This window comes from Clostridium sp. 2218st1_F5_2218SCRN_220325 (assembly GCF_039062665.1).
Classification (GTDB): domain Bacteria; phylum Bacillota; class Clostridia; order Peptostreptococcales; family Peptostreptococcaceae; genus Intestinibacter.
This window is the reverse complement of record NZ_JBCLNH010000002.1, coordinates 1-22734: the sequence shown is the minus strand read 5'-3', so window position 1 is coordinate 22734 and position 22734 is coordinate 1. Positions and strand designations below refer to the sequence as shown.

The following is a 22734-nucleotide window of genomic DNA, read 5'->3' as shown; positions in this document are numbered from 1 at the left end:
ATGGCAAAAAAGGTAAAAACAAATGCAATGAGAATATTAGATTCTAATAAAATAGATTACGATACACATTCATATACAACAGATGGCGAACATGTAGATGGAATTACAGTCGCACATGCTATAGGAAGAGATGCAAAACAAGTTTATAAAACTTTGGTAGCTCAAGGACACAGCAAAGAATACTATGTTTTTGTAATACCTGTCGATCAAAACCTAAACCTAAAAAAAGCAGCTAAAGCAGCTGGCGAAAAAAGTGTAGAGATGATTCATGTTAAAGATATCAACAAGATAACAGGCTACATAAGAGGTGGGTGTTCTCCTGTTGGAATGAAAAAGTTATATGGAACTTTTGTCAATGAAACGGCAAAAGAGCTAGATACTATAATAGTTAGTGCAGGAAAAATTGGATACCAAATCGAATTAAAACCTGAAGATTTACAAAAGGTAACTAATTTTAAATATGCAGACATAATACAATAGAACTTGTGTTTAGAGGATATTTCGGTGAAATATCCTCTTTTTTTGTTGATGAGATATATTATTTAGTAAGGTAAGCTATATGATTAGTAAGATAATTAAAATAAATAATTTTAATACGCAAATATTTTGATTATCAAATAGTATTGACATCTAAATAATTTTTGTATAAAATTATTTAACAGAACAGATAAACAAAATAAAAATATTAGGGAAATTAGAAAATATATTTGAGACTGGAGGTTTTATTCATGATACGCATAATAACAGATAGTGCGAGTGATATAACTATAGAAGAAGCAAAAGAATTAGGAGTGGAAGTAGTTCCATTGCATGTGATTTTCGGAAATGATGTTTTTATGGATGGTGTAGATATAAGCCACGACGAATTTTATAAAAGATTGGAAGAATGTGACGAATTGCCGAAAACATCACAAACAAATCCAGGTGGATTTGTAGAAGTATTTGAAAAATATATAAAACAAGGTGATGAAATTGTCGGGATATTTATATCATCAAAATTAAGCGGTACATATCAATCATCAATTATAGCATCTGATATGATTGAAGACGGAAAAATACATATAATAGATTCATTAAATGCAAGTATGGGTTTAGCTGTGCTTGTGAGGGAAGCTGTCAAAATGAGGGACAAAGGAAAAAGTGTAGACGAAATAAAAGTAGAAATAGAAAATCTCATACCAAGGGTGAAATTAATTGCAGTAGTCGATACTCTTAAGTATCTTAAAAAAGGCGGAAGATTATCTGCAACTTCAGCAATAGTAGGAGGGGTACTTGGAATAACTCCTGTAATATCTGTCGTTGATGGAAGTGTAGAAGTTCTCGCTAAGACTAGAGGTCACAAAAAATCTATAAAATTTATGGTAGATTATATGAAAGAAAACCAGCCTGATTATAATTATGCAGCAGATTTTGCATATACAAGAATAATAAAAAATTTAGATTCATTTAAAGAATCATGTAAACCTGAGTTTCAATTTTCAGAAGAATCAACAAGGGAAATAGGAGCAGCAATTGGAACTCATATAGGTCCTGGAGCTTTTGGAGTGGCATATATATCAAAATAAATTAATAAAAATAATAGGGGGATATTACAATAATGAAATTGTAGATATCCCTTTTTATATATTTCAGATTTCAAAAAACTTGTTTTATATTCCAAATAATGATAAAGTGTTATATAGAAGACGAATAATCAGAAAATTCACGGGGAGGTATGTTCGCTTGAAGGTTATTAATTCTGCTCAAATTACTGAAGAAGTAAAGCGTTTGTGCATAGAGGGAAACCTTTTCTTAGGTCGAGATGTTGTTGATTCATTTAGAGAAAATCTTCAAAAAGAAGAGAGTGACTTAGGTAAAGATGTATTAAATATATTAATTGAAAATGCAGAAATTGCATGTAAAAGGGAGATTCCAATTTGCCAAGATACAGGAATGGCTGTGTTTTTTGTAAAGGTTGGCCAAGATGTTAAAGTTGAAGGAGATACTTTGACAGATGCCATAAACAAAGGCGTAAGTCTAGGATATACTGAAGGATACCTTAGAAAATCTGTAGTAAGTCCGATAGATAGAGTAAATACTCAGGACAACACACCAGCAGTAATCCATTATGATATGGTTAAAGGTGATAATATTGAAATCGTTTACGCGCCAAAGGGATTTGGTAGTGAAAACATGAGTCAACTAAAAATGTTAAAGCCATCAGATGGGCTAGATGGAATAAAAAAATTTATAGTTGATGTAGTATCAGAAGCTGGACCAAACCCATGTCCACCGATAGTTGTTGGTGTAGGAATTGGAGGTACTGTGGATAAGTGTGCCCAAATAGCAAAAAAAGCCTTAACTAGGGAAATTGGCGAACACAACAAAGATCCATTTATAGCAGATTTGGAAAAAGAAATGTTAGAAGAGGTAAACAACCTTGGGATAGGGCCTCAAGGATTGGGAGGAAGAACAACAGCACTTGCTGTAAATATAGAGACTTTCCCAACTCATATAGCAGGTCTTCCAGTTGTTGTGAATATAAATTGCCATGCTTCAAGACATAAAAGCGTGATATTGTAAAAAGTGCTAAATTTAGCATTAGGTATTAGGAGGGGGATTATGGTTGAATTAAAAACTCCATGTACAAATGAGGATATAGAAAAATTAAAATGTGGCGATGTCGTTAAGATGAGCGGTGTTTTATATACAGGAAGAGACCAAGCGCATAAGAGAATGGTTGCCGCACTTAAAGAAGGAGGAGAACTTCCTTTTGATATAGAGGGTCAGGCTATTTATTATGTTGGGCCGACTCCAAACAAGCCTGGCGAAGTGATAGGTTCGGCAGGTCCGACAACAAGTTATCGTATGGACGATTTAACAGTTCCTCTTTTAGAAAAGGGCCTAAAAATAATGATAGGCAAGGGAAAAAGAAATGACACTGTAATTGAAGGAATGAAAAAATATAAGGCTGTTTATTTAGCTGCAATCGGCGGCGCAGGAGCTTATATATCTAACTCAATTAAAAAATGTGAGATAATCGCATATGATGATTTGGGTGCAGAAGCAGTTAGAAAACTTGAAGTAGAAGATTTACAACTTATTGTAGCGATTGATTGTGAAGGGAATAATATTTACGATAAGAGAGAAGAATACGCAAAAACTACAAAAGCTACAAATGAATAAAATTAAATGCGGAGGAAGTTATGACAAAAAAAGATTTCAATGAATTAGCATTAACAATGCACGAAGAAAAATTAGGAAAAGTAGGAATACAAAGTAAAGTTAAAGTTGGGACAAAAGATGATTTATCTACAGCTTATACTCCAGGGGTTGCTGCTCCATGTTTAAAAATAAAAGAAAACAAAGACGATGTTTATAAATATACTTGTAAGTCAAATATGGTTGCAGTAGTATCTGACGGGACTGCTGTTTTAGGTCTTGGGAATATAGGCGCGTCTGCATCTATTCCAGTTATGGAAGGAAAGGCAATATTATTTAAGGAATTTGCCGGTGTTGATGCATTCCCAATATGTGTAGATACTATGGATATAGACGAAATAGTTAGAACTGTAAAATTAATTTCGCCTGTTTTCGGGGGAATAAACTTAGAAGATATAAACTCACCAAGATGTATCGAAATTGAAAATAGATTAAAAGAAGAATTAGATATACCAGTATTCCATGATGACCAACATGGGACTGCGATAATAGTTTCTGCTGGTATAATAAACGCGGCTAAACTTGCTGGCAAAAAAATCGAGGACTTAGAAATAGTAATCAATGGTGCTGGTTCTGCTGGTATGGCTATTGCAAAAATGTTATTAAACTTAAACGTAAAAGATATAGTTTTATGTGATATAAATGGAGCATTATGTTCAAAATCAGAAGGATTAAACTGGGCTCAAAAAGAAATGTTAGAAGTGACTAATAAAAACGACCAAGAAGGAAAATTAGCAGATGTAGTAAAAGGAAAAGACGTATTTATCGGTGTTTCTGCTCCAAAAATGATGACTAAAGAAATGGTAGCAACTATGGCAGAAAAATCAATCGTGTTTGCTATGGCTAACCCAACTCCAGAAATATTCCCAGACGAAGCAAAAGAAGGTGGAGCATTTATAGTTGGAACAGGGCGTTCAGATTTCCCTAACCAAGTAAATAACGTGCTTGCTTTCCCAGGAATATTCAGAGGTGCATTAGATATTAGAGCAAGTGAAATCAACGAAGAGATGAAAGTTGCAGCAGCATATGCAATCGCTGGAATAATAAAAGACGAGGAATTAACAACAGAATTTGTACTACCAGATGCATTTGATCCACGTGTTGGACAAGAAGTTTCAGCAGCAGTTGCTAAGGCAGCTAGAGAAACAGGTGTAGCTAGAATATAGACATATTTTTCTCTTATAACTCATACAATTTATAAAGATGTATCTTGCACAGAAATTTAAGGAAGTGCCGATAATATCTATTAATTTATAGATGAATTGAGGAGAGAATTATGGATGAAAACACAATTGTTTTATGGGATCAGAACGGTGTTGAAACTACTTTCGAAAAAGTATTTTCAATAGAAATAGAAGGAGAGCATTATATAATGTTGTCTCCAGTTGATACTGAATTTTCTATAGACGAAGAAGACGAAAATGAAATTTTAGTATTTAAATTGAGAGATAGTGACCATGGCGAACTCTTAGTTCATTTAAAAGAGGATGAGTGCAGGGAACTTACTCAAAAATGTAAGGATTTAATCCAACGATTTATAAATAATTATGATGATTAAATTTTATTTTGTTCATACTAAAAATTAAGATTATACATAAAAAGACACATATAAATGTGTCTTTTTTTAATTGAGCTATGAATGCGGTGATTCTAATTGATTTTATTTTTTAATGTAGTGTAAACTTCTTTTGTACTTTGGCTATCTTTAGTATTATAAATCAAATAGTCAAACTTACTATTTTTTAGTTTTACTACTATATATGGTGGATTATCATCTTTATTTTTAAAGTAAAGATAAACTCTACATTTTCCGTATTTATCACTTTTAAAATTACCTATACATTTTGTGTCAGTGGCCATACCATTAGTCCTAAGTGTAAATGATATTGGTTCATCTGTTAATTCTACATTCTCGATATCTTTATAATCTAATTCATAAGAATATGGGAATGAGGAGATACTTATATTAGGTGGGTTTTTGCTAAATGACATAGAAATAGTTGAAATTTCTGCAGGAACCATCAACACCACCAAAAGAATAAATGTAGCAATTAGTACTATTTTATCAAGTTTTTTACCCATAAAATAGCCGTGTTTTGTAGCAAGATTATAAGTCATATTATAGCCAAAACGACTGCTCACTATTTTGCTAGAATCATTTGGATTATAGTAGTACATCCCATCAATCCAATAATCATCGTCATCTACTATTATTTCGGAATTCTTGTTTTTAGCATTTAACTCTTCATCTAAATCATTTATTTTTTTCTTAATATATATAATTCCTATGGCAACGACACTTGATAATATAAGTATTGAAATTACCATTATGTTTGAGAATTTTAAATCTATATATTCAAAAAACATTGAATAAAAGATAAGAAAAGTAAGGGACTCAACAATAGCATTAATCAAAAAATATATAGAAAACAGGCGTTTTTCTTGTTTATTTAAAATAAAATTAATCTCAGAATCTGTGCTATAAGTTTTTAATTTATTCTTATTAAATAATTTTGCAAAGTAAAATAGCAAAACAATTACCCCTAAATTTAAAATTGCTATTATTAAAAAAACTATATTTTCTGATGAAAAGTTTTTAATAGATATTATTAAAGGAATAATTCCTATTAAAATTGGGATTAAAAAGTATTTATTGCTTATTGGCATAGAGTTTTTTAGTAAAGTGGTCTTAGTATCACAATAAACGACTTTTTTTTCGCCGACAAACCAGTTATTTTTCGCTTTTTCAGCCTTTACTTTTCTGTTCATAAGTTTGAATGGTGTTATGCCATAATAAGCAAAACCTAAAGACCATATCATTGTATAAAATATATAAACAGTTATATTGTTTAGAATCCAAAATGGAAATATAATCGGGATAGCAGTGACTAACATAAGCAAGTAAACTTTGTTACATAGCGATTTATACTCCTTTTGAATTTGTTTTATGAAGTCACTTTCCAAAACATCGTATGGTAAAGTTACAGCCATAAACATATTTTTCTTTGGCTTATTTGCAGAGCGCAAACTCATAAATATTGTTATAAATACAATCAAAATGCACGCTATCATAATGATTTTAAATATAGTCATAAGAGTGACCACCTTTCATAAATTATTTAGTACATTATAAGAAATAAGCTTACTGTATACCTTCTAAATACTAAATTACATATTTATATTCTAAACATTAATCGTTTTGTGGCTTTAATTTCTTCATAGAATCAAAAATATTTTCACATATTTTCATAAATTCATCTTTTTTCATTCCCCTGATTTCTGCCTCTGAAATAACAAGAGATAAGTCGTCTTCAAGCTTTTCTTTAAATTCAAAATCAGGCGTTAATATGGGGTTTACCTTTGCACCATGTCTTCTGTCGATTGAAATAAAACCCTCTTGCTTTAACATTGCATATGCTTTGTTTACAGTCATATTATTTATCCCAAGATCTTCAGCCAAATTTCTGATAGTAGGTAGTTTCTCACCCTGAGACAACTCACCATGAGCTATTGCTACCACGATTTGATTTCTAAGTTGGATGTAAATTGGAATTTCACTTTCAAAATCAAGTTTTAAAATCATAACAGACCTCCTTATAATATATGTAAATAATTAACTTTTATATTATATATAGTAATACAAACAATACAAAAATGCAATGAAATAAATTCCAAAGAATTGCTATTACTATTACTATTACTATTACTATTACTATTACTATTACTATTACTATTACTATTACTATTACTATTGGAACCAATAGGTTTCTATTTAACAACTTTGTGATAAATATAAATTAGGAATCATTTTATACTAAGTAAAATACTTATATAGGTTTTAGCGCTATGATTAATTTATATATTTTATGAAAAAACTAGAGAATCTGATAGAGTGTTTATTAACACAAGAAAATTATAGTTATTATAAACAGTAGTATATTCAATAAAGTGTTTTATCACAAAGTTGTTAAATAGAATTGCATTGAGAAAAAATATAATAATTTTACGAAAATATGTTGACTTGGAGTGAACTCAAAGTAGTATAGTGTAAAAAATGGAAAAAATAATAGCAATATAAAGTCATCAGGAATATAGAAAAATGTAAATTAAAAAAAACATTGGTATTAAGGGGGAAGTTATGAAATATACTACTTTAGGAAAGTCGGATTTAAAGGTATCTAGAATATGTTTAGGGTGTATGGGGTTTGGTGATGCTAAGAAGGGGATGCATTCATGGACTTTACCATATAAAGAGTCAAAGGAAATTGTAAAGTATGCTTTGGAAAGTGGAATTAACTTTTTTGATACTGCTATGGGATATCAGGGTGGTACGAGTGAAGAATATTTGGGTCGAATTATAAAAGAATGTGCAAATAGAGAAGATGTTGTTATTGCGACAAAATTTGTCCCTAGAACAGAAAGTGAAATTAAAAATAATATAAGTGGTCAGCAACATGTTGAAAATTGTCTAGATGCTAGTTTGAAACGACTACAAATGGATTATGTTGATCTTTATGTATATCATTTTTGGGACTATAATACGCCTATAGAAGATATCATGGAAGGCCTACATAATGTTATTAAGCAGGGCAAGGCGAGATATATTGGAATTTCAAATTGTTATGCATATCAGCTGGCTAAGGCAAATGCAATAGCGAGACAAAATGGTTGGGAGGAATTTATATCAATCCAAGGCCATTATAACTTGATTTTTAGAGAAGAAGAGAGAGAAATGGTGCCTTTGTGTAAGGAAGAAAACATAGCGCTGACTCCATATTCTTCTTTAGCATCAGGAAGATTGTCGAAACATCCTGGCGAAGAGTCGAAACGTATGAGAGAGGACAGTTTTGCAAAAGGAAAATATGATGCAACTGCTGATGCTGATTTGAAAATTATACACAGGGTAGAAGAAATTGCTCAAATTAGAGGAGTTTCAATGAGTGAAGTTTCTCTGGCATGGCTTATTAAAAAGACGACATCTCCAACAGTTGGCGCGACAAAGAAACATCACATAGATACAGCAGTTAAGGCAGTTGAGCTTGAATTAACTGATGAAGAGATGAAATATTTAGAGGAATTATATATGCCACACGAGTTAGTTGGAGTTATGGCACAAAATAAATAGATTTTAAGGGGGCAATATGAATAATTTAGGGGAAAATATTAAAAAATTAGGATTTGGTTTAATGCGTTTGCCGATGAAGGATGAAAAAATAGATATAGAGCAAACAAAAGTAATGGTCGATAAATTCTTGGATGATGGGTTTACTTATTTCGACACAGCTTGGGCATATGCAGGAAGTGAAGATGCCATAAGACAGGCGTTGGTTGAAAGATATCCAAGAGAATCATATCAATTAGCGACAAAAAACGCAGCTTGGATAAATTGCAACACAAGAGATGAGGCTATTTCACAATTTGAAACATCTTTAAAACAAACAGGTGCGGGATATTTCGACTTTTATCTTCTACATAATTTGGGAGAAAGCCGTACACAATTTTTCGATAAGTTTGATATGTGGAATTTTGTAAAAGAAAAGAAAGAAGAAGGGTTAATCAAACATATTGGTTTTTCATTCCATTCAACACCAGAAGAGTTGGAAGAAATATTAAAAGCACACCCAGAGATGGAGTTTGTACAGTTACAAATAAACTATGCAGACTGGGAAAATCCAGCCATTCAGTCGAGAGCATGTTATGAAGTGGCGAGAAAATATGGCAAGGAAGTTGTAATTATGGAGCCTGTTAAAGGCGGAATGTTGGCCACACCACCACAGCCGGTAGTCGACATATTCAAACAAGCTAATCCAAATACATCTGTGGCATCTTGGGCAATAAAATTTGCAGCTAATTTAGAAGGGGTAATTACTGTTTTATCAGGAATGAGCAATGTCGAACAAATGGAAGATAATCTGTCATATATGAAGGATTTTGACGGATTATCAGAAGATGAAATGAAAGTTATCAAAAAAGCACAAGAAGAATTAAGTAAAATCGACATTGTACCATGCACAGTTTGTAATTATTGTGCAAAGGTCTGTCCTAATAATATTGGAATTTCGGGTTCATTTACTGCATTGAATCAACTTATTTTGTATGGAAATAAGGCAGCAGCACAACATCAGGAAGGTTGGCTAGTTGGCGGACATGGAAAGCAAAATGCCTCAGAATGCCTTCAATGTGGAGAATGTGAAGCTGTTTGCCCACAACATATCCATATAATAGATCAGTTAAAGCGAGTAACAAAAGAATTATTATAACAGTAGCAAGAATAGTTTTCGAATAAAGATTTAAAAAATATAATTGTGCCCCTATTCTTTGAGCAACTGTTGGTGATGTTGGTGGGAATTTTATAGGGGTATTTATTTTACATGCATGAGTTGCAGGGGTTGCATATCCTTCTTTGATTGCGAGGGCGTTTTCATCAGTTGTGATTACGGTACTTCTTTTTAATAAGAAGTATGAAGCTCATTATGAAAAGGAGTCATTGGTTATACTGTTGCATTTCCATTTTCGGGACCTCTTAGCAATGGGCTTAGAGCGACTGGCGATGTAAAATACACAATGATTGTTTCGATTGCATCGACTGTTTTGGGAAGATTTATATTTTCGATAATCTTCGCTATATATTTTAATATGGGAGTGATTGGAATTGCCTTTGCAATGTGTTTAGATTTAAAGTATTAGTTAAGGTTATTAAAAGTATTAATTAAGATGATTAATTGAAGATATTAATTAAAGCGATTAAAAATTAAGATCGTAAATTTTTAGATAAAGATTTATTTTTTTACAAATTGTATATTAAAAAAGGATGCTCAGATAGTATTAATCTATTCGTGCATCCTTTTTAGTTTATTTATCTAAAGCTTTATGTTCTACTAATTTAAAGTATTTATCTAAACTATTTATACCAGTTATTTATCTTTATACAAGATAATTCATCTAAAATCTAAACTCTATGGCATCCGCTTTCGTCTTGAGTTATAAGGTTTTTCTTCATTAGAACACCAAGTGCTCTTTTGAAGTTTTTCTTACTTGAATTAAATACTGTTTTGATTTCTTCTGGAGAAGATTTATCGTTAAATCTCATGAAACCGTCGTTTCCTTCTAAGTAACTCATTATTGATTTTTCAAGAGTATCTAATTCTGCAGCTCTTTCACCTCTTGGAGAAAGGCCTAATTTTCCGTCTTCATATATTTTTATAACTCTTAAGTTTTCTAGTTTATCACCGATATTTAACTCTGTGAAATATTCGTTGTTTAATATTATAGCATCGAATTTGTTGTCAACACATAACATTGCAGTGTTGTTAGTTTGGAATCCATAAACAATACCTTCTACTGTATCGCCGATTTTGTAATCAGATTCTGTTGATAAATATGGGAAAATGTCAGTTGTTGCCGCAAGTCTTCCCGTTTTATCAAGATATATGTAGAATAAATATCTTTGACCCTTAGTCATTTCAAAAGTTTGTTGTTTGAAAGGAACTAAGATATCTTTAGGAAGTCCAACATCGACAAAGCTACCTATTTTAGTGTGTGCAACTACTTTTAAGTAAGCTATATCACCTAATTTTGCTTTTGGATATTCTAAAGTAGCAGAAAGTCTACCTTCTGAGTCTCTATAAATGAAGACTTCTATCTCATCACCAACTTCTACTTTTTGTTTATTAAGAAGTCTGTTATGTAATAAAACGTCATCGTTTGAATTTGATCCTTCTTCGCCGACGAAATATCCGAAATTCGTCTCTCTTTTTACTATTAATTTATTGTATTCACCTAATTTAATCAAAGTTTTATCTCCTTTTCCGCTAGTACTACCTATTATTATATCCCTATTATACATGGATTATATATTTTTATCAAAGTAATTATTGATGGTATTAAATTAATAACTAAATTGAAGTTTAATTAATTATGCGAATTTAAGAAAAATTAGAAGGAAAAGAAGAAAATATAACGAATATTATATGTAAAAGTAGAATTTTATCGCAGAATTAGGAATAAAATGAAAAAATATTTATTTTTGAGGAAAAAACAAGAAAAATGATGTATAATATTTTATTGCTGAAATAAATACTCAATAATACAATGTAACTTTAAATTATATTTAAATAAAAGTTATATAATGTAGAGAGGCTAAAATTAAATAAGAAAGCGGGGAATGGTATGAATGAGAAAATAATTTCTCTTGCAATATCTTTGGGTTTAATGACTACAATTGGATTCAAGGATTTGAGTTATGCTGATACAACTGTATCGGGGATTGTTACAGCAACTGCATTAAATGTGAGAAGCGGACCTGCCACAACATATTCTGTTATTGGTCAAGTATTACAAGGAAACGATATAAAAATCGTAGACAAAACAGGAAATTGGCTAAAAGTTAACTACAAAAATACAACAGGTTACGTTTCTGGTGCATATGTATCGAGCATATATAACGAAGCAAAAACAGAAGGATATGTTATTGGATGTAACACTTTAAATGTAAGAAGTGGTCCAGGAACAGAATACGCCAGAAAAGGAAGTCTAGTTAATGGTACAAAAGTACACATTATAAGTACTTCACTAGGATGGTCTAAAATAATTTACAATGGAAATTATGCTTATGTATCGGCAAGTTATCTGTCGAACTCACCAAGCGAAAACCAAGGAAACACAGGAAGTAATAACTCTAGTAATGGGAATAATTCGTCAAACGGAAGTACAGAAAACAACAATACACAAGTTACTATTAAAAATACAGGTACAGTTACTGCCGATCGTCTTAATGTAAGACAACAGCCAAGTACATCATCGACGATTTTAGGTGTATTAGAAAAAAACACAACAGTTAAAATAGTAGACGAAACAGAATCATGGTATAAAATCATGTATAAAAATGATTATGCATTCGTTTCAAAAAACTACATAATATTAGGAGGGACACAAACAGGTGGAACTCAAACAGTTACAAATTTAAATAATTTCTTATTTATAGGAGACTCTTTCACAAGTAGAATCAAAAACACAATACAATCAAAAGCAAAAGATTCATACGTAAGAGCAAAAGGAGGAGCATTCCCTTCTTACTGGTTAGATAATTTCTCACAAATGCCAGACTCAAACAACGTCAAAGGAATTGTTTTACTAATAGGCATAAATGGAATTTCTAGAGAATCTAACTTAACCGATACAAAAACATTAATAGACAAATTATCTAAAAAATATTCAGATAAAACAATATATGTCCAAAGAGTCTTTCCAGTCGGAAAAGGATACGCAGGATATAACAATACACAAGTTGCAAATTACAATAAAAATAGAATTAATCCGTTTAACGCAAGTATAAAAGCATACTGCAATACAAAATCAAACGTCAAATTTATAGACACAACAAGCGGATTTGTAGATGCCAACGGATTTTTAATAAACTGCGAAACAGACGGACTTCACATACTAGATAGCTACAGTACTAAATTCTATAACAACATACAAACAGCAGTTATAAACGTGCAATAAGTATAAGATAAGTATAATGTAAATGTAGCTTACGAAAGTAGCTATACATAAATAAAATAGATTAATAGATTATAAGAAAAAATAATAAAAATAAATTCTAGAAAAATAGAAGATATATTATTTTTAATATAATAAATAGTAGCAAAAAAGAGATTGATACAAAATAAAGTACCAATCTCTTTTTTTGTTGTGCCTATACCTACTGCGGGGCATTATGATTCTATTTAACAACTTTGTGAAAGTATGAATAATGATATATTATGTGGATATAATTACAGTTAGTTTATAGAAATTAATGTAATTTATAGTATACATACACCATATGACAAGTAAAAATCAGTAAACAAGTAAAACAAAGTGAAGGGAACTTAAAACAAATAAAAACAACTTAAAATGACCTAAAAAAATAAATTACCACAAACTACAATAAGTAATAATAAACTAATAAAATAGTAAAAAATAAATAAATATGGAGGTTTAAATATGAAAATGCATAAGCATTTAAAGGAAAAAAGAGAAAGGTTAAAAGGTTGGAATTTAGATTTTTTGATGAAAGATTTATCTCGGAATGAAATGGAAATATGGGTTGAAATAATTCAAAGTAAGGTAGAAGATGAGTATTATAAGGGGATTAAACATAAAAAAATTAATAATAATAGAAATTATATAAAATGCCCAAAATGCAGTAGTAAAGATTTAAGTAAAAATGGAATTACTAATAATCGTCAAAGATATATATGCAAAAATTGTAGAATTACGTTTGATGAAAGAAGCTTTTCGCCACTTTCTAATACTAAATTAAGTCTTGATAAATGGCTAAAATATTGTCGTCTTATGGTGGAAGGTGGCAGCATAAAATATTGTGCTGAAAAGGTTGATGTAAGCATACCGACGTCATTTTTTATGCGTCATAGAATACTAGATATATTAAATTTAGCATTTAGAAATCAGATATTTGAAGGACTTGTAGCTGTGGATGACTATAATTTAAATGAATCCTTTAAGGGGAAAAGTTATAAAAAAAGTATTGATGAAGATCGATATTTTTATAATTTTCAATATAGAGATTTGTCGAGGTGTGTAGGATGGACATTTAGGAATACAAGCAACTCTGCAAAACATCCTGAAAGGGGTATAAAATCAATTCAAGTAAAAATTAATACAGCGATAGACAAAAAAGGCCATATACTTACAAGAATAATAGAAAATCCATATTTTGAGTTAGAAAATAATAGAAAAAATAATGTAAACGGAAATAATATAGTAGAAGATACTAGAAAAAATAATATAAAAAACGAAATATATCAGCTTGAAAAAAGTAGAATACCTCAAATTGAGGATGAAGTAAGATATAAAATGGAAAATATGCAAAAGTATAAATACAATAAAGTAAAAAAGAAGATAAAATGCCAGGATGTAATATCGTTTTTCGACGGGAGATTAGGTGAAAATGTGACATTATGTGCATTTAATAGTAGATTATATAGAGAAGTAGCTCGAAAACTTAATGTTAAGTTTAAAAAGAGTAAAAGTAGAATGTCAGAGCCAGTATATTCAGTAAAACATGTTTTTATGCATCATATAAAATTATCTAAATGGCTTGAAAATTTTAATGGAGTAGCAACTAAATATTTGAATAATTACTTAGCATGGTATTCATTTTTGAGCATTATGAAGGAAATCAATAATATAAAGATATTAAATAAATTGTTTATAGAAATTACGACAAAACAATTATATATGACAAAAAGACTAATACAAGATAGATACATTGAAGTTATTTGAAGTAGAAATATGTATTAGTAAGTAGAAATGTGTATTAGGAGATAGTGTGATTAAGTTGTTTTTTTGACTTATAAAAAGTAATAATTAATAAATTTAATTTATAAAAATAAATTTATATATTAGAAATTGATATGGTCAATAGAATTACTAATAATAAAAATTAATAGTAGTATAGTGATTAATATAATTAATAGATTCCATATAATTGATAGATTCAATAAATTCAAGTTTATGATTAGGATGTTATTAAAATCTTATTAAAATGTTATTAAGATGTATAGTAGACTTATTTATGAATAGTATAAGGATTTATCACAAAGTTGTTAAATAAGAGCTATAAGGATTACCAGAATATTAATTACACAGTAATTATATAGCTAATTATCACTAATTATAATGTATCTCCAATTATATTACAGAGTAATTAAAATAGAATAATGTAACTAAATATAAAAGTTAATGATAAGAATTATACAGATTTAGTTTGTATCACAAAGTTGTTAAATAGAAACATAATGGCTTAAAGATAGATGTAATGGCTTAAAATTAAATGTAATGACTTATAAGATTGGATTATATAAGGCGGAATAGTTTGAAGGGGGAGAGTATGAGGTAAATGATTTGGAAAAGTATAAATATAGGTATAAGTATGTAGTGTGGAAAAGTAGTTTTGGTAATTTTCCACACTTTTTATGTTATAAGGTTAATAGGTCTAGTAAATTAAAGCCACTTTATTAAAGTATTATTAAAATAAACTGATGACTTATTTACTAGATGTTTGTATTATCTTATGAAGTTAGTGTATATTTTTTCTTCTTTTTGTGGCATTGGAATGCCTGCTTTTTTGCTAGATTCTATGCATTTTAGAATCCATGCCATGTTTTTGCCCAGGGTTCTCATGATTTGTATTCCTTCTAGATCTTGTAATACTTCTTCTGGAGTGTTGCCATGAACCATGTTCCAGTAAGATGAGCTTATTACTGGCATGTTTGATATTGTGAAGTATTTTGTAAGTTGGTCTAGTGTTGCTGTTGTTCCGGCTCTTCTTGCACTTGCGATGGCTGCGCCTGGTTTGTATTGTAAGGCTCCGCCTGATGAGTAGAATAATCTATCCATAAATGATGTTATTGCGCCTGAAGCTGATGCATAGTGTACTGGTGAACCTACGATTATGGCGTCGGCTTCTTTGGCTTTTGGCATACATTCGTTTACTACGTCGTCAAATATGCATTTTCCTTTTTTTCGACATGAGCCACATCCTATACATCCTGCGATTGGTTTTGCACCGACTTGGAATATTTCTGTTTCTATACCTTCTTCATTTAGTGATTTTGAGACTTCGTTTAAGGCTGTGAATGTGCAGCCTGCTTTTTTTGGACTTCCGTTTATTAATAATACTTTCATATTATTCCCTCCTAATAGTATTTTTTATATTTTGATATGTAAATAAATTATTGTAGTTAGTTTAAATCAATGATTGTATTTGATTTAACTACATAATTATTTTTAGTTTAAGTAAGTTATATGATTTTATAAGTAATATTATAGCAGTTATTGGAAGTGAAGTTGTTGGAAGTTTTGTTATTCGTTATAAAAGTGAGAGATTTAGGCAGAATAATATAGTAGGTTTGTGATATCAAGATGATGAGTTTTGAGGTAGTAGATAATAAATTTTTATGAAATTAGACAATGTATTTTAGGAAGAATTTAGATTTTTAAAATTTTGATTTTTTGTATTTTAGAGTTTTGGTTAAATTTTAATTTTGTGAGAAAATAAGATTATTAATTAAAAAAAGTTACATATACTAAATTATAAAATTAATATTATGAATTGATTTGGAAAGAAAATGGGCAATAAACATTGAAATTTGAACGATTAATCGGTTTTATATAAATTTTAGGTTTTTTGATAAAAACATTGAATTTTGGTTATGTTTGCTATATAATATCAATGGTGAGTTTAGTAATTTTAAACTTTGAGTTTAGAAAAATACAAAACGAGTTTAACAATATAAGAAAAAAGTTTACTTTTAATAAGATTTATTTAAATAAAAATTATAATAATGGGAGGCCTAGGTATGGATATTGGGAGTAAGATAAAGAGTATGCGTATGGAAAAACAGTTGACCCAAGAAGAGCTTGCTAATAGGTGCGAACTTTCTAAAGGGTTCATATCGCAGCTTGAAAACAACCTTACATCACCATCGATAGCGACTTTGATTGATATTTTAGAAATTTTAGGAACTAATTTAAGAGAGTTCTTTAATGAAATTGATCCGGAGAGAATTACTTTTAAGAAGGAAGATATGTTTGAGACTGAGGATGAGGAGTTGAAATACCATTTAAAATGGTTGATTCCGAATTCGCAAAAGAATATGATGGAGCCGATTATAATAACTTTATATCCAGGAGGGCAATATAAAGAAGAGAAGCCTCATGAAGGTGAGGAGTTTGGTTATGTTGTGGCTGGGAATATTCTTCTTCATTTGGGCGATAGAGTCAATAAAGTGAAGAAGGGCGAGAGTTTTTATTTTAAGCCAAGAATGAATCATTACATATCAAACCCAGGTAAGACAACTGCGAAGGTAATATGGGTAAGTACGCCACCATCTTTCTAAAAAATGATAGTGGAAGTATTGAGTATTAAAATTTAATAAAAATTAAAGATAGACGTGGATTTACGTTGAAAATAAAAGTTAGTAATTATAAGCATGATGAGTATTGTGCAAAAAAAGAGAAGAGAGGTGTATCTATGAATAATACAAATTCAGAAATGAAGCTAGATGAGACTAAGTCAAATGTAGCTCAGTCAGAAAATATTATTGAATTAAAAAACATAACAAAGCAATACGATGATCTTTTAGTATTGGATAATCTTAATCTTGATATAAAGAAAAATGAATTTTTAACTTTATTAGGACCTTCAGGATGTGGAAAAACTACTACATTAAAGATAATAGCTGGTTTTGAACATGCTGATGAAGGTGCAGTTATGTTCGAAGGTGTAAATGTAAATGATACCCCACCTTATGAAAGACAAGTAAATACTGTTTTCCAAAAGTATGCGTTATTCCCTCATATGAATGTTTATGAAAATATCGCGTTTGGATTAAAAATAAAGAAAATAGATAAGGCGACTATTGATGTTAAGGTAAAAGAGATGCTTAAACTTGTTGCACTTGAAGGATTTGAAAAACGTTCGATTGATTCTTTAAGTGGTGGGCAACAGCAAAGAATCGCTATTGCAAGAGCATTAGTTAATGAGCCAAAAATATTACTTTTAGATGAGCCTTTAGGTGCGCTTGACTTAAAATTAAGACAAGAAATGCAAAGAGAGCTTAAGAAAATACAACAAAAATTAGGAATTACTTTTATATTTGTAACTCATGATCAAGAGGAAGCTCTTACTATGTCTGATACGATTGTTGTTATGAATAAGGGTAAAATTCAACAAATGGGAAGTCCTGAAGATATATATAATGAGCCGAAAAATGCATTTGTTGCGAAATTTATCGGTGAAAGTAATATAGTAGATGGAATTATGATTGATGACTACAGAGTACAGTTCTGTGGAAGAGAGTTTGAATGTGTTGATTTCGGTTTTGAGAAAAATGAAGAAATCGAAGTTGTAATTAGACCAGAAGATATCAAGATGGTTTCTCCTGAAGAAGGAATGTTAAAAGGTTTAGTAACATCTGTTGTGTTTAAGGGTGTTCACTATGAAATAGCTGTAGAAGAAAACGGAAGAACTTGGTTTATCCATAATACAAAAATGGCTGAAGAAGGTACTATGTTAGGAATGGATATATACCCTGAAGATATACATATCATGAGAAAGGTAATCCAATAATAATTTATCATCTACTAATTTGATAAATATTTTTAAAAGGTGAGTGATAATAATGAAAAGAAAAGAATCTGAATCAAGATTAGCGACTCCTTATGCAATTTGGAGTGTACTTTTTATAGTAGTACCTTTAATTTTAATAGTTTTCTTCAGTTTTACACAGCAAGTAGATGGAAGATACGTATTTACAACGGCGAATTTTGAAAAATTTTTCAATCCAATGTATTTTAAAGTTATCAGAAGATCACTTGTTTTAGCACTTATATCTACAGTTTTATGTTTAATAGTTGGTTATCCAACAGCTTATATTATTTCAAAAGCGAAACCAAGCAAAAGAGGAATACTTCTTTTACTTTGTATATTACCAATGTGGATGAACTTCCTTCTTAGAACTTACGCTTGGTCGGCTATATTAGGTAGAAATGGATTTATAAATACTTTACTTAAACTTGTTGGTCTTAGCCCAGTAAATATACTATATACAGATACAGCAGTTTTATTAGGTATGGTTTATAACTTCCTACCATTTATGATACTTCCAATTCATACGGTTTTATCAAAAATGGACCACGATTTAATAAATGCAGCGAGAGACCTTGGAGCAAATAGTTTCCAAGTTTTCACAAAGGTAATATTCCCACTTAGTTTACCTGGTGTAGTATCAGGAGTAACAATGGTGTTTATGCCTGCTGTTTCGACATTCGTAATATCAAAACTTTTAGGTGGAGGACAATTCTACTTAATAGGTAACTTAATTGAACAAGAATTTATGTCAGTTGGAGATTGGCATTTTGGATCAGCAATATCAATATTTATGATGATTATAATACTTATCTCAATGGCTATAATGAATAAATACAGCAATGGAAATGACAAGGAAGGCGGTGGATTACTATTATAAAGAAGATTTTTTCAAACATATATTTATTTTTGGTATTTGTATTTTTATACTTACCAATAGTGACTTTAGCGATTTTCTCGTTTAATGATTCAAAATCCATGTCTGTCTGGAATGGATTTACATTAGATTGGTACCACACCTTATTTGAAAATGAAAGGCTAATAAGCGCACTTTACTACACATTACTTGTAGCAATAACTGCAACAATAATATCAACTATCGTCGGAACAATGGCGGCGATAGGAATACATAAGATGAGAAACAAAAAAAGAAAAGATTTATTACTTAATATAAATTATCTGCCAGTTTTAAACCCAGATATAGTAACTGGGGTATCACTTATGACATTATTCGTATTTTTAAACGTAAACTTTGGCATGGGGACAATGCTTTTATCTCACTTAGTATTTGATATACCATATGTAATATTATCTGTGTTACCAAAGTTAGCACAGCTACCTGCAAATATAGAAGATGCGGCCCTTGACTTAGGAGCGACACCATCATATGCGCTTAGAAAAATAATATTACCACAACTTAAACCAGGTATAATATCTGGAGCACTTATGGCATTTACAATGTCTATAGATGATTTCGTAATAAGTTTCTTTACAACAGGAAACGGAGTAACAAACTTATCAATAGAAATCTACTCAATGACAAGAAGAGGTTTAACTCCTGAAATAAATGCTCTTTCAACATTAATGTTCATAGTAGTTTTAGCATTACTAATAACTTCAAATATTGTTGGAAATAAAAAGACAGTAGAAAATTAATATAAATACATTATAAAGATAAATTAAATCAACATGAGATTAAATATGTGAAACAGGGAGGATTTCTAGATGAAGTTAAAGAAAATAATTGCATTAATATGCACATTTGCTATGACAGCTAGTATGTTGACTGGTTGTGGTAGTTCTAAAAAATCTAGTCAAGTTCTAAACATATACAATGTTGGGGATTATATAGATCAAGATTTACTTGCTAAATTTACTGAACAAACAGGAATAGAAATAGTGTACGAAACATACGACACTAATGAAGCAATGTACCAAAAATTAAAAAGTGGTTCTTCAAAATACGATTTAATCTTCCCATCAGATTATATGGTAGATAAATTAATAGAAGAGAACATGCTACAAAAAATAGATTACAAAAATATACCAAATTACTCACAAATAATGGATAGCTTTAAACATCCAAGCTACGATCCAAATGATGAATACAGCGTACCTTATTTATGGGGGACTTTCGGTATAATCTACAACACTAAAGTAGTAGACAAAGAAGACACAAAAAGCTGGGATATATTATGGAACAAAAAATATACAGGAAATATCCTACTACTAGACTCAGTAAGAGACACAATGGGGATTTCTTTAAAAAGACTAGGATATTCTATGAATACCCATAACCCAGATGAAATAAACAAAGCAAAAGATGAATTAATAAAAGAATTATCAGTAGTTCAAGCATACGTAAATGATGACGGAAAAGATAGAATAGTAGCTGGAGATGCTGATATAGGAATAGTTTATTCAGGAGATGCACTAGTTATGATGGACGAAAACCCAGACTTAGCATATGCAATACCTGAAGAAGGAACAAACAAATGGGTAGATGCAATGTGCATACCTAAAACTGCCGAAAACAAAGACTATGCAGAAGCATTTATAAACTTTATGCTAGACCCAGAAGTAGCAAAACAAAACGTAGACTACATAGAGTACTCTACGCCGAACCAAGGAGTATACGACATGTTAGACGAAGAAACGAAAAATTCTCCAGTCGCATACCCAAGCGAAAAAGTATTAAATAAAACAGAAGTGTTCTTAAATCTTCCAGAAAACGTGATGAAATTATATGACGATGCCTGGACAGAAATTAAGACAAATTAGAAATAAAAATAAGATAATAAAAAGGAGTGCCTAAAATAGATAAATGTGTCTATTTTAGGCACTCCTTTTTTTGATAATGTAATTAGAGCAGGGGCAGAGGTTGTTAAGTTATATGATATAGTTTTGTATTAATGAAATTAAATATAAAGTTTAAAAAAAATTAAAAACGGAGTATAAATATTTAGATGAATATATCGAATTTAAATTATATATATAAGATTAAAGTTCGATAAAATTAGAAATATATCTTGATTAACATGAAATAAAGTTTGGAATTAAAAAATATTTGAAAAATTATTTAAAAAAATACAGAAAAAGTATTGACGGTATATAAATCGAGTGGTATAGTTATACTTGTCTTTAAGAGATGAGCGAACAGCTAAAAACTTAAAGAAAAAAAGAGGTTGACAAAAAAATCAAACTTTGTTAAACTAAAGAAGTTGAAACGAGCAAGATAAATTAAAAATCTTAAGTGAGTTACAACACTTTAAAAAATGAACTTTGAAAATTAAACAGTAGGTTAATTATAAACTTTAATTCACACGAATTAAAACCAACAACAAACCAAGCCAGATATTTCAGATAATGATTAGTCTGAGCAGGTAAACAACTTTTATTTGAGAGTTTGATCCTGGCTCAGGATGAACGCTGGCGGCGTGCCTAACACATGCAAGTCGAGCGATTCTCTTCGGAGAAGAGCGGCGGACGGGTGAGTAACGCGTGGGTAACCTGCCCTGTACACACGGATAACATACCGAAAGGTATGCTAATACGGGATAACATAAGAAATTCGCATGTTTTTCTTATCAAAGCTCCGGCGGTACAGGATGGACCCGCGTCTGATTAGCTAGTTGGTGAGGTAATGGCTCACCAAGGCGACGATCAGTAGCCGACCTGAGAGGGTGATCGGCCACATTGGAACTGAGACACGGTCCAAACTCCTACGGGAGGCAGCAGTGGGGAATATTGCACAATGGGCGAAAGCCTGATGCAGCAACGCCGCGTGAGCGATGAAGGCCTTCGGGTCGTAAAGCTCTGTCCTCAAGGAAGATAATGACGGTACTTGAGGAGGAAGCCCCGGCTAACTACGTGCCAGCAGCCGCGGTAATACGTAGGGGGCTAGCGTTATCCGGATTTACTGGGCGTAAAGGGTGCGTAGGCGGTCTTTTAAGTCAGGAGTGAAAGGCTACGGCTCAACCGTAGTAAGCTCTTGAAACTGGAGGACTTGAGTGCAGGAGAGGAGAGTGGAATTCCTAGTGTAGCGGTGAAATGCGTAGATATTAGGAGGAACACCAGTAGCGAAGGCGGCTCTCTGGACTGTAACTGACGCTGAGGCACGAAAGCGTGGGGAGCAAACAGGATTAGATACCCTGGTAGTCCACGCCGTAAACGATGAGTACTAGCTGTCGGAGGTTACCCCCTTCGGTGGCGCAGCTAACGCATTAAGTACTCCGCCTGGGGAGTACGCTCGCAAGAGTGAAACTCAAAGGAATTGACGGGGACCCGCACAAGTAGCGGAGCATGTGGTTTAATTCGAAGCAACGCGAAGAACCTTACCTAAGCTTGACATCCTTTTGACCGATGCCTAATCGCAT

Annotated in this window: 19 protein-coding genes and 1 rRNA gene; 16 read left to right on the top strand and 4 right to left on the bottom strand. The window is 31.2% G+C overall.

The window, feature by feature from the left end:
* The 6 genes from ybaK (at position 1) to ABCM86_RS01590 (ending at position 4759) form a co-directional block, all read left to right on the top strand.
* Positions 1-480, top strand: coding sequence for a Cys-tRNA(Pro) deacylase (gene ybaK / locus ABCM86_RS01615; RefSeq protein WP_195930043.1), 480 nt, complete (start codon positions 1-3; stop codon positions 478-480).
* 248 nt (positions 481-728) lie between these two features.
* Positions 729-1565, top strand: a complete 837-nt coding sequence (locus tag ABCM86_RS01610) for a DegV family protein (protein WP_195930042.1) — start codon at positions 729-731, stop codon at positions 1563-1565.
* 157 nt (positions 1566-1722) lie between these two features.
* Positions 1723-2562, top strand: coding sequence for a fumarate hydratase (locus ABCM86_RS01605; RefSeq protein WP_195930041.1), 840 nt, complete (start codon positions 1723-1725; stop codon positions 2560-2562).
* A gap of 39 nt (positions 2563-2601) precedes the next feature.
* Positions 2602-3165 carry a Fe-S-containing hydro-lyase gene (locus tag ABCM86_RS01600; RefSeq protein ID WP_195930040.1) on the top strand — a complete coding sequence of 188 codons (564 nt, stop codon included), beginning with the start codon at positions 2602-2604 and terminating at the stop codon, positions 3163-3165.
* Between the two features lie 20 nt (positions 3166-3185).
* Positions 3186-4367, top strand: a complete 1182-nt coding sequence (locus ABCM86_RS01595) for a malic enzyme-like NAD(P)-binding protein (RefSeq protein ID WP_343003330.1) — start codon at positions 3186-3188, stop codon at positions 4365-4367.
* Positions 4368-4477: 110 nt separating this feature from the next.
* Complete coding sequence (locus ABCM86_RS01590; RefSeq protein WP_195930038.1) at positions 4478-4759, top strand: DUF1292 domain-containing protein; 282 nt, start codon at positions 4478-4480, stop codon at positions 4757-4759.
* A gap of 92 nt (positions 4760-4851) precedes the next feature.
* Here the strand turns inward: ABCM86_RS01590 and ABCM86_RS01585 are convergent, their stop codons facing one another.
* Positions 4852-6294 (bottom strand): hypothetical protein, encoded by a 1443-nt coding sequence (locus tag ABCM86_RS01585; RefSeq protein WP_343003329.1) that lies wholly within the window; start codon positions 6292-6294, stop codon positions 4852-4854.
* Positions 6295-6391: 97 nt separating this feature from the next.
* Entirely contained in the window at positions 6392-6784 is a 393-nt protein-coding gene (locus tag ABCM86_RS01580; RefSeq protein ID WP_295675872.1) for a GntR family transcriptional regulator, read from the bottom strand.
* Positions 6785-7339: 555 nt separating this feature from the next.
* Between ABCM86_RS01580 and ABCM86_RS01575 the strand changes: the two genes are divergently transcribed.
* Together ABCM86_RS01575 and ABCM86_RS01570 are read left to right on the top strand one after the other, a co-directional pair.
* Positions 7340-8326, top strand: a complete 987-nt coding sequence (locus tag ABCM86_RS01575; RefSeq protein ID WP_343003328.1) for an aldo/keto reductase — start codon at positions 7340-7342, stop codon at positions 8324-8326.
* A 16-nt stretch (positions 8327-8342) separates the two neighbouring features.
* The gene (locus tag ABCM86_RS01570; protein WP_295778174.1) at positions 8343-9461 is read left to right on the top strand and encodes an aldo/keto reductase; all 1119 of its coding nucleotides are present in this window, start codon (positions 8343-8345) and stop codon (positions 9459-9461) included.
* A gap of 689 nt (positions 9462-10150) precedes the next feature.
* Here the strand turns inward: ABCM86_RS01570 and ABCM86_RS01565 are convergent.
* Positions 10151-10993, bottom strand: coding sequence for a S1-like domain-containing RNA-binding protein (locus tag ABCM86_RS01565; RefSeq protein WP_295675882.1), 843 nt, complete (start codon positions 10991-10993; stop codon positions 10151-10153).
* A gap of 377 nt (positions 10994-11370) precedes the next feature.
* Between ABCM86_RS01565 and ABCM86_RS01560 the strand changes: the two genes are divergently transcribed.
* Both ABCM86_RS01560 and ABCM86_RS01555 read left to right on the top strand, forming a co-directional pair.
* Positions 11371-12705 (top strand): SH3 domain-containing protein, encoded by a 1335-nt coding sequence (locus ABCM86_RS01560; protein ID WP_337814821.1) that lies wholly within the window; start codon positions 11371-11373, stop codon positions 12703-12705.
* Positions 12706-13188: 483 nt separating this feature from the next.
* Positions 13189-14490 (top strand): hypothetical protein, encoded by a 1302-nt coding sequence (locus ABCM86_RS01555; protein ID WP_343003327.1) that lies wholly within the window; start codon positions 13189-13191, stop codon positions 14488-14490.
* A gap of 783 nt (positions 14491-15273) precedes the next feature.
* On the opposite strand, the gene ABCM86_RS01550 is transcribed toward ABCM86_RS01555, so the two are convergent.
* Positions 15274-15894, bottom strand: a complete 621-nt coding sequence (locus ABCM86_RS01550; protein WP_195930031.1) for a flavodoxin family protein — start codon at positions 15892-15894, stop codon at positions 15274-15276.
* A gap of 674 nt (positions 15895-16568) precedes the next feature.
* On the opposite strand from ABCM86_RS01550, the gene ABCM86_RS01545 reads away from it, so the two are divergent.
* From ABCM86_RS01545 to ABCM86_RS01520, 6 genes are all read left to right on the top strand, one after another.
* A complete protein-coding gene (locus tag ABCM86_RS01545) occupies positions 16569-17108 on the top strand; it encodes an XRE family transcriptional regulator (protein ID WP_007286148.1) in 540 nt (179 codons plus the stop codon).
* Between the two features lie 155 nt (positions 17109-17263).
* Positions 17264-18340 (top strand): spermidine/putrescine ABC transporter ATP-binding protein, encoded by a 1077-nt coding sequence (potA, locus tag ABCM86_RS01540; RefSeq protein ID WP_295764042.1) that lies wholly within the window; start codon positions 17264-17266, stop codon positions 18338-18340.
* A 52-nt stretch (positions 18341-18392) separates the two neighbouring features.
* Positions 18393-19238, top strand: coding sequence for an ABC transporter permease (locus ABCM86_RS01535; RefSeq protein ID WP_295764009.1), 846 nt, complete (start codon positions 18393-18395; stop codon positions 19236-19238).
* Positions 19232-20014, top strand: a complete 783-nt coding sequence (locus ABCM86_RS01530; RefSeq protein WP_195931674.1) for an ABC transporter permease — start codon at positions 19232-19234, stop codon at positions 20012-20014. Before ABCM86_RS01535 ends, ABCM86_RS01530 begins: the two co-directional genes overlap by 7 nt.
* A 69-nt stretch (positions 20015-20083) precedes the next feature.
* Complete coding sequence (locus tag ABCM86_RS01525; protein ID WP_195931672.1) at positions 20084-21139, top strand: spermidine/putrescine ABC transporter substrate-binding protein; 1056 nt, start codon at positions 20084-20086, stop codon at positions 21137-21139.
* A 613-nt stretch (positions 21140-21752) separates the two neighbouring features.
* Positions 21753-22734: ribosomal RNA gene (locus ABCM86_RS01520) — 16S ribosomal RNA — on the top strand; the annotation flags it as partial.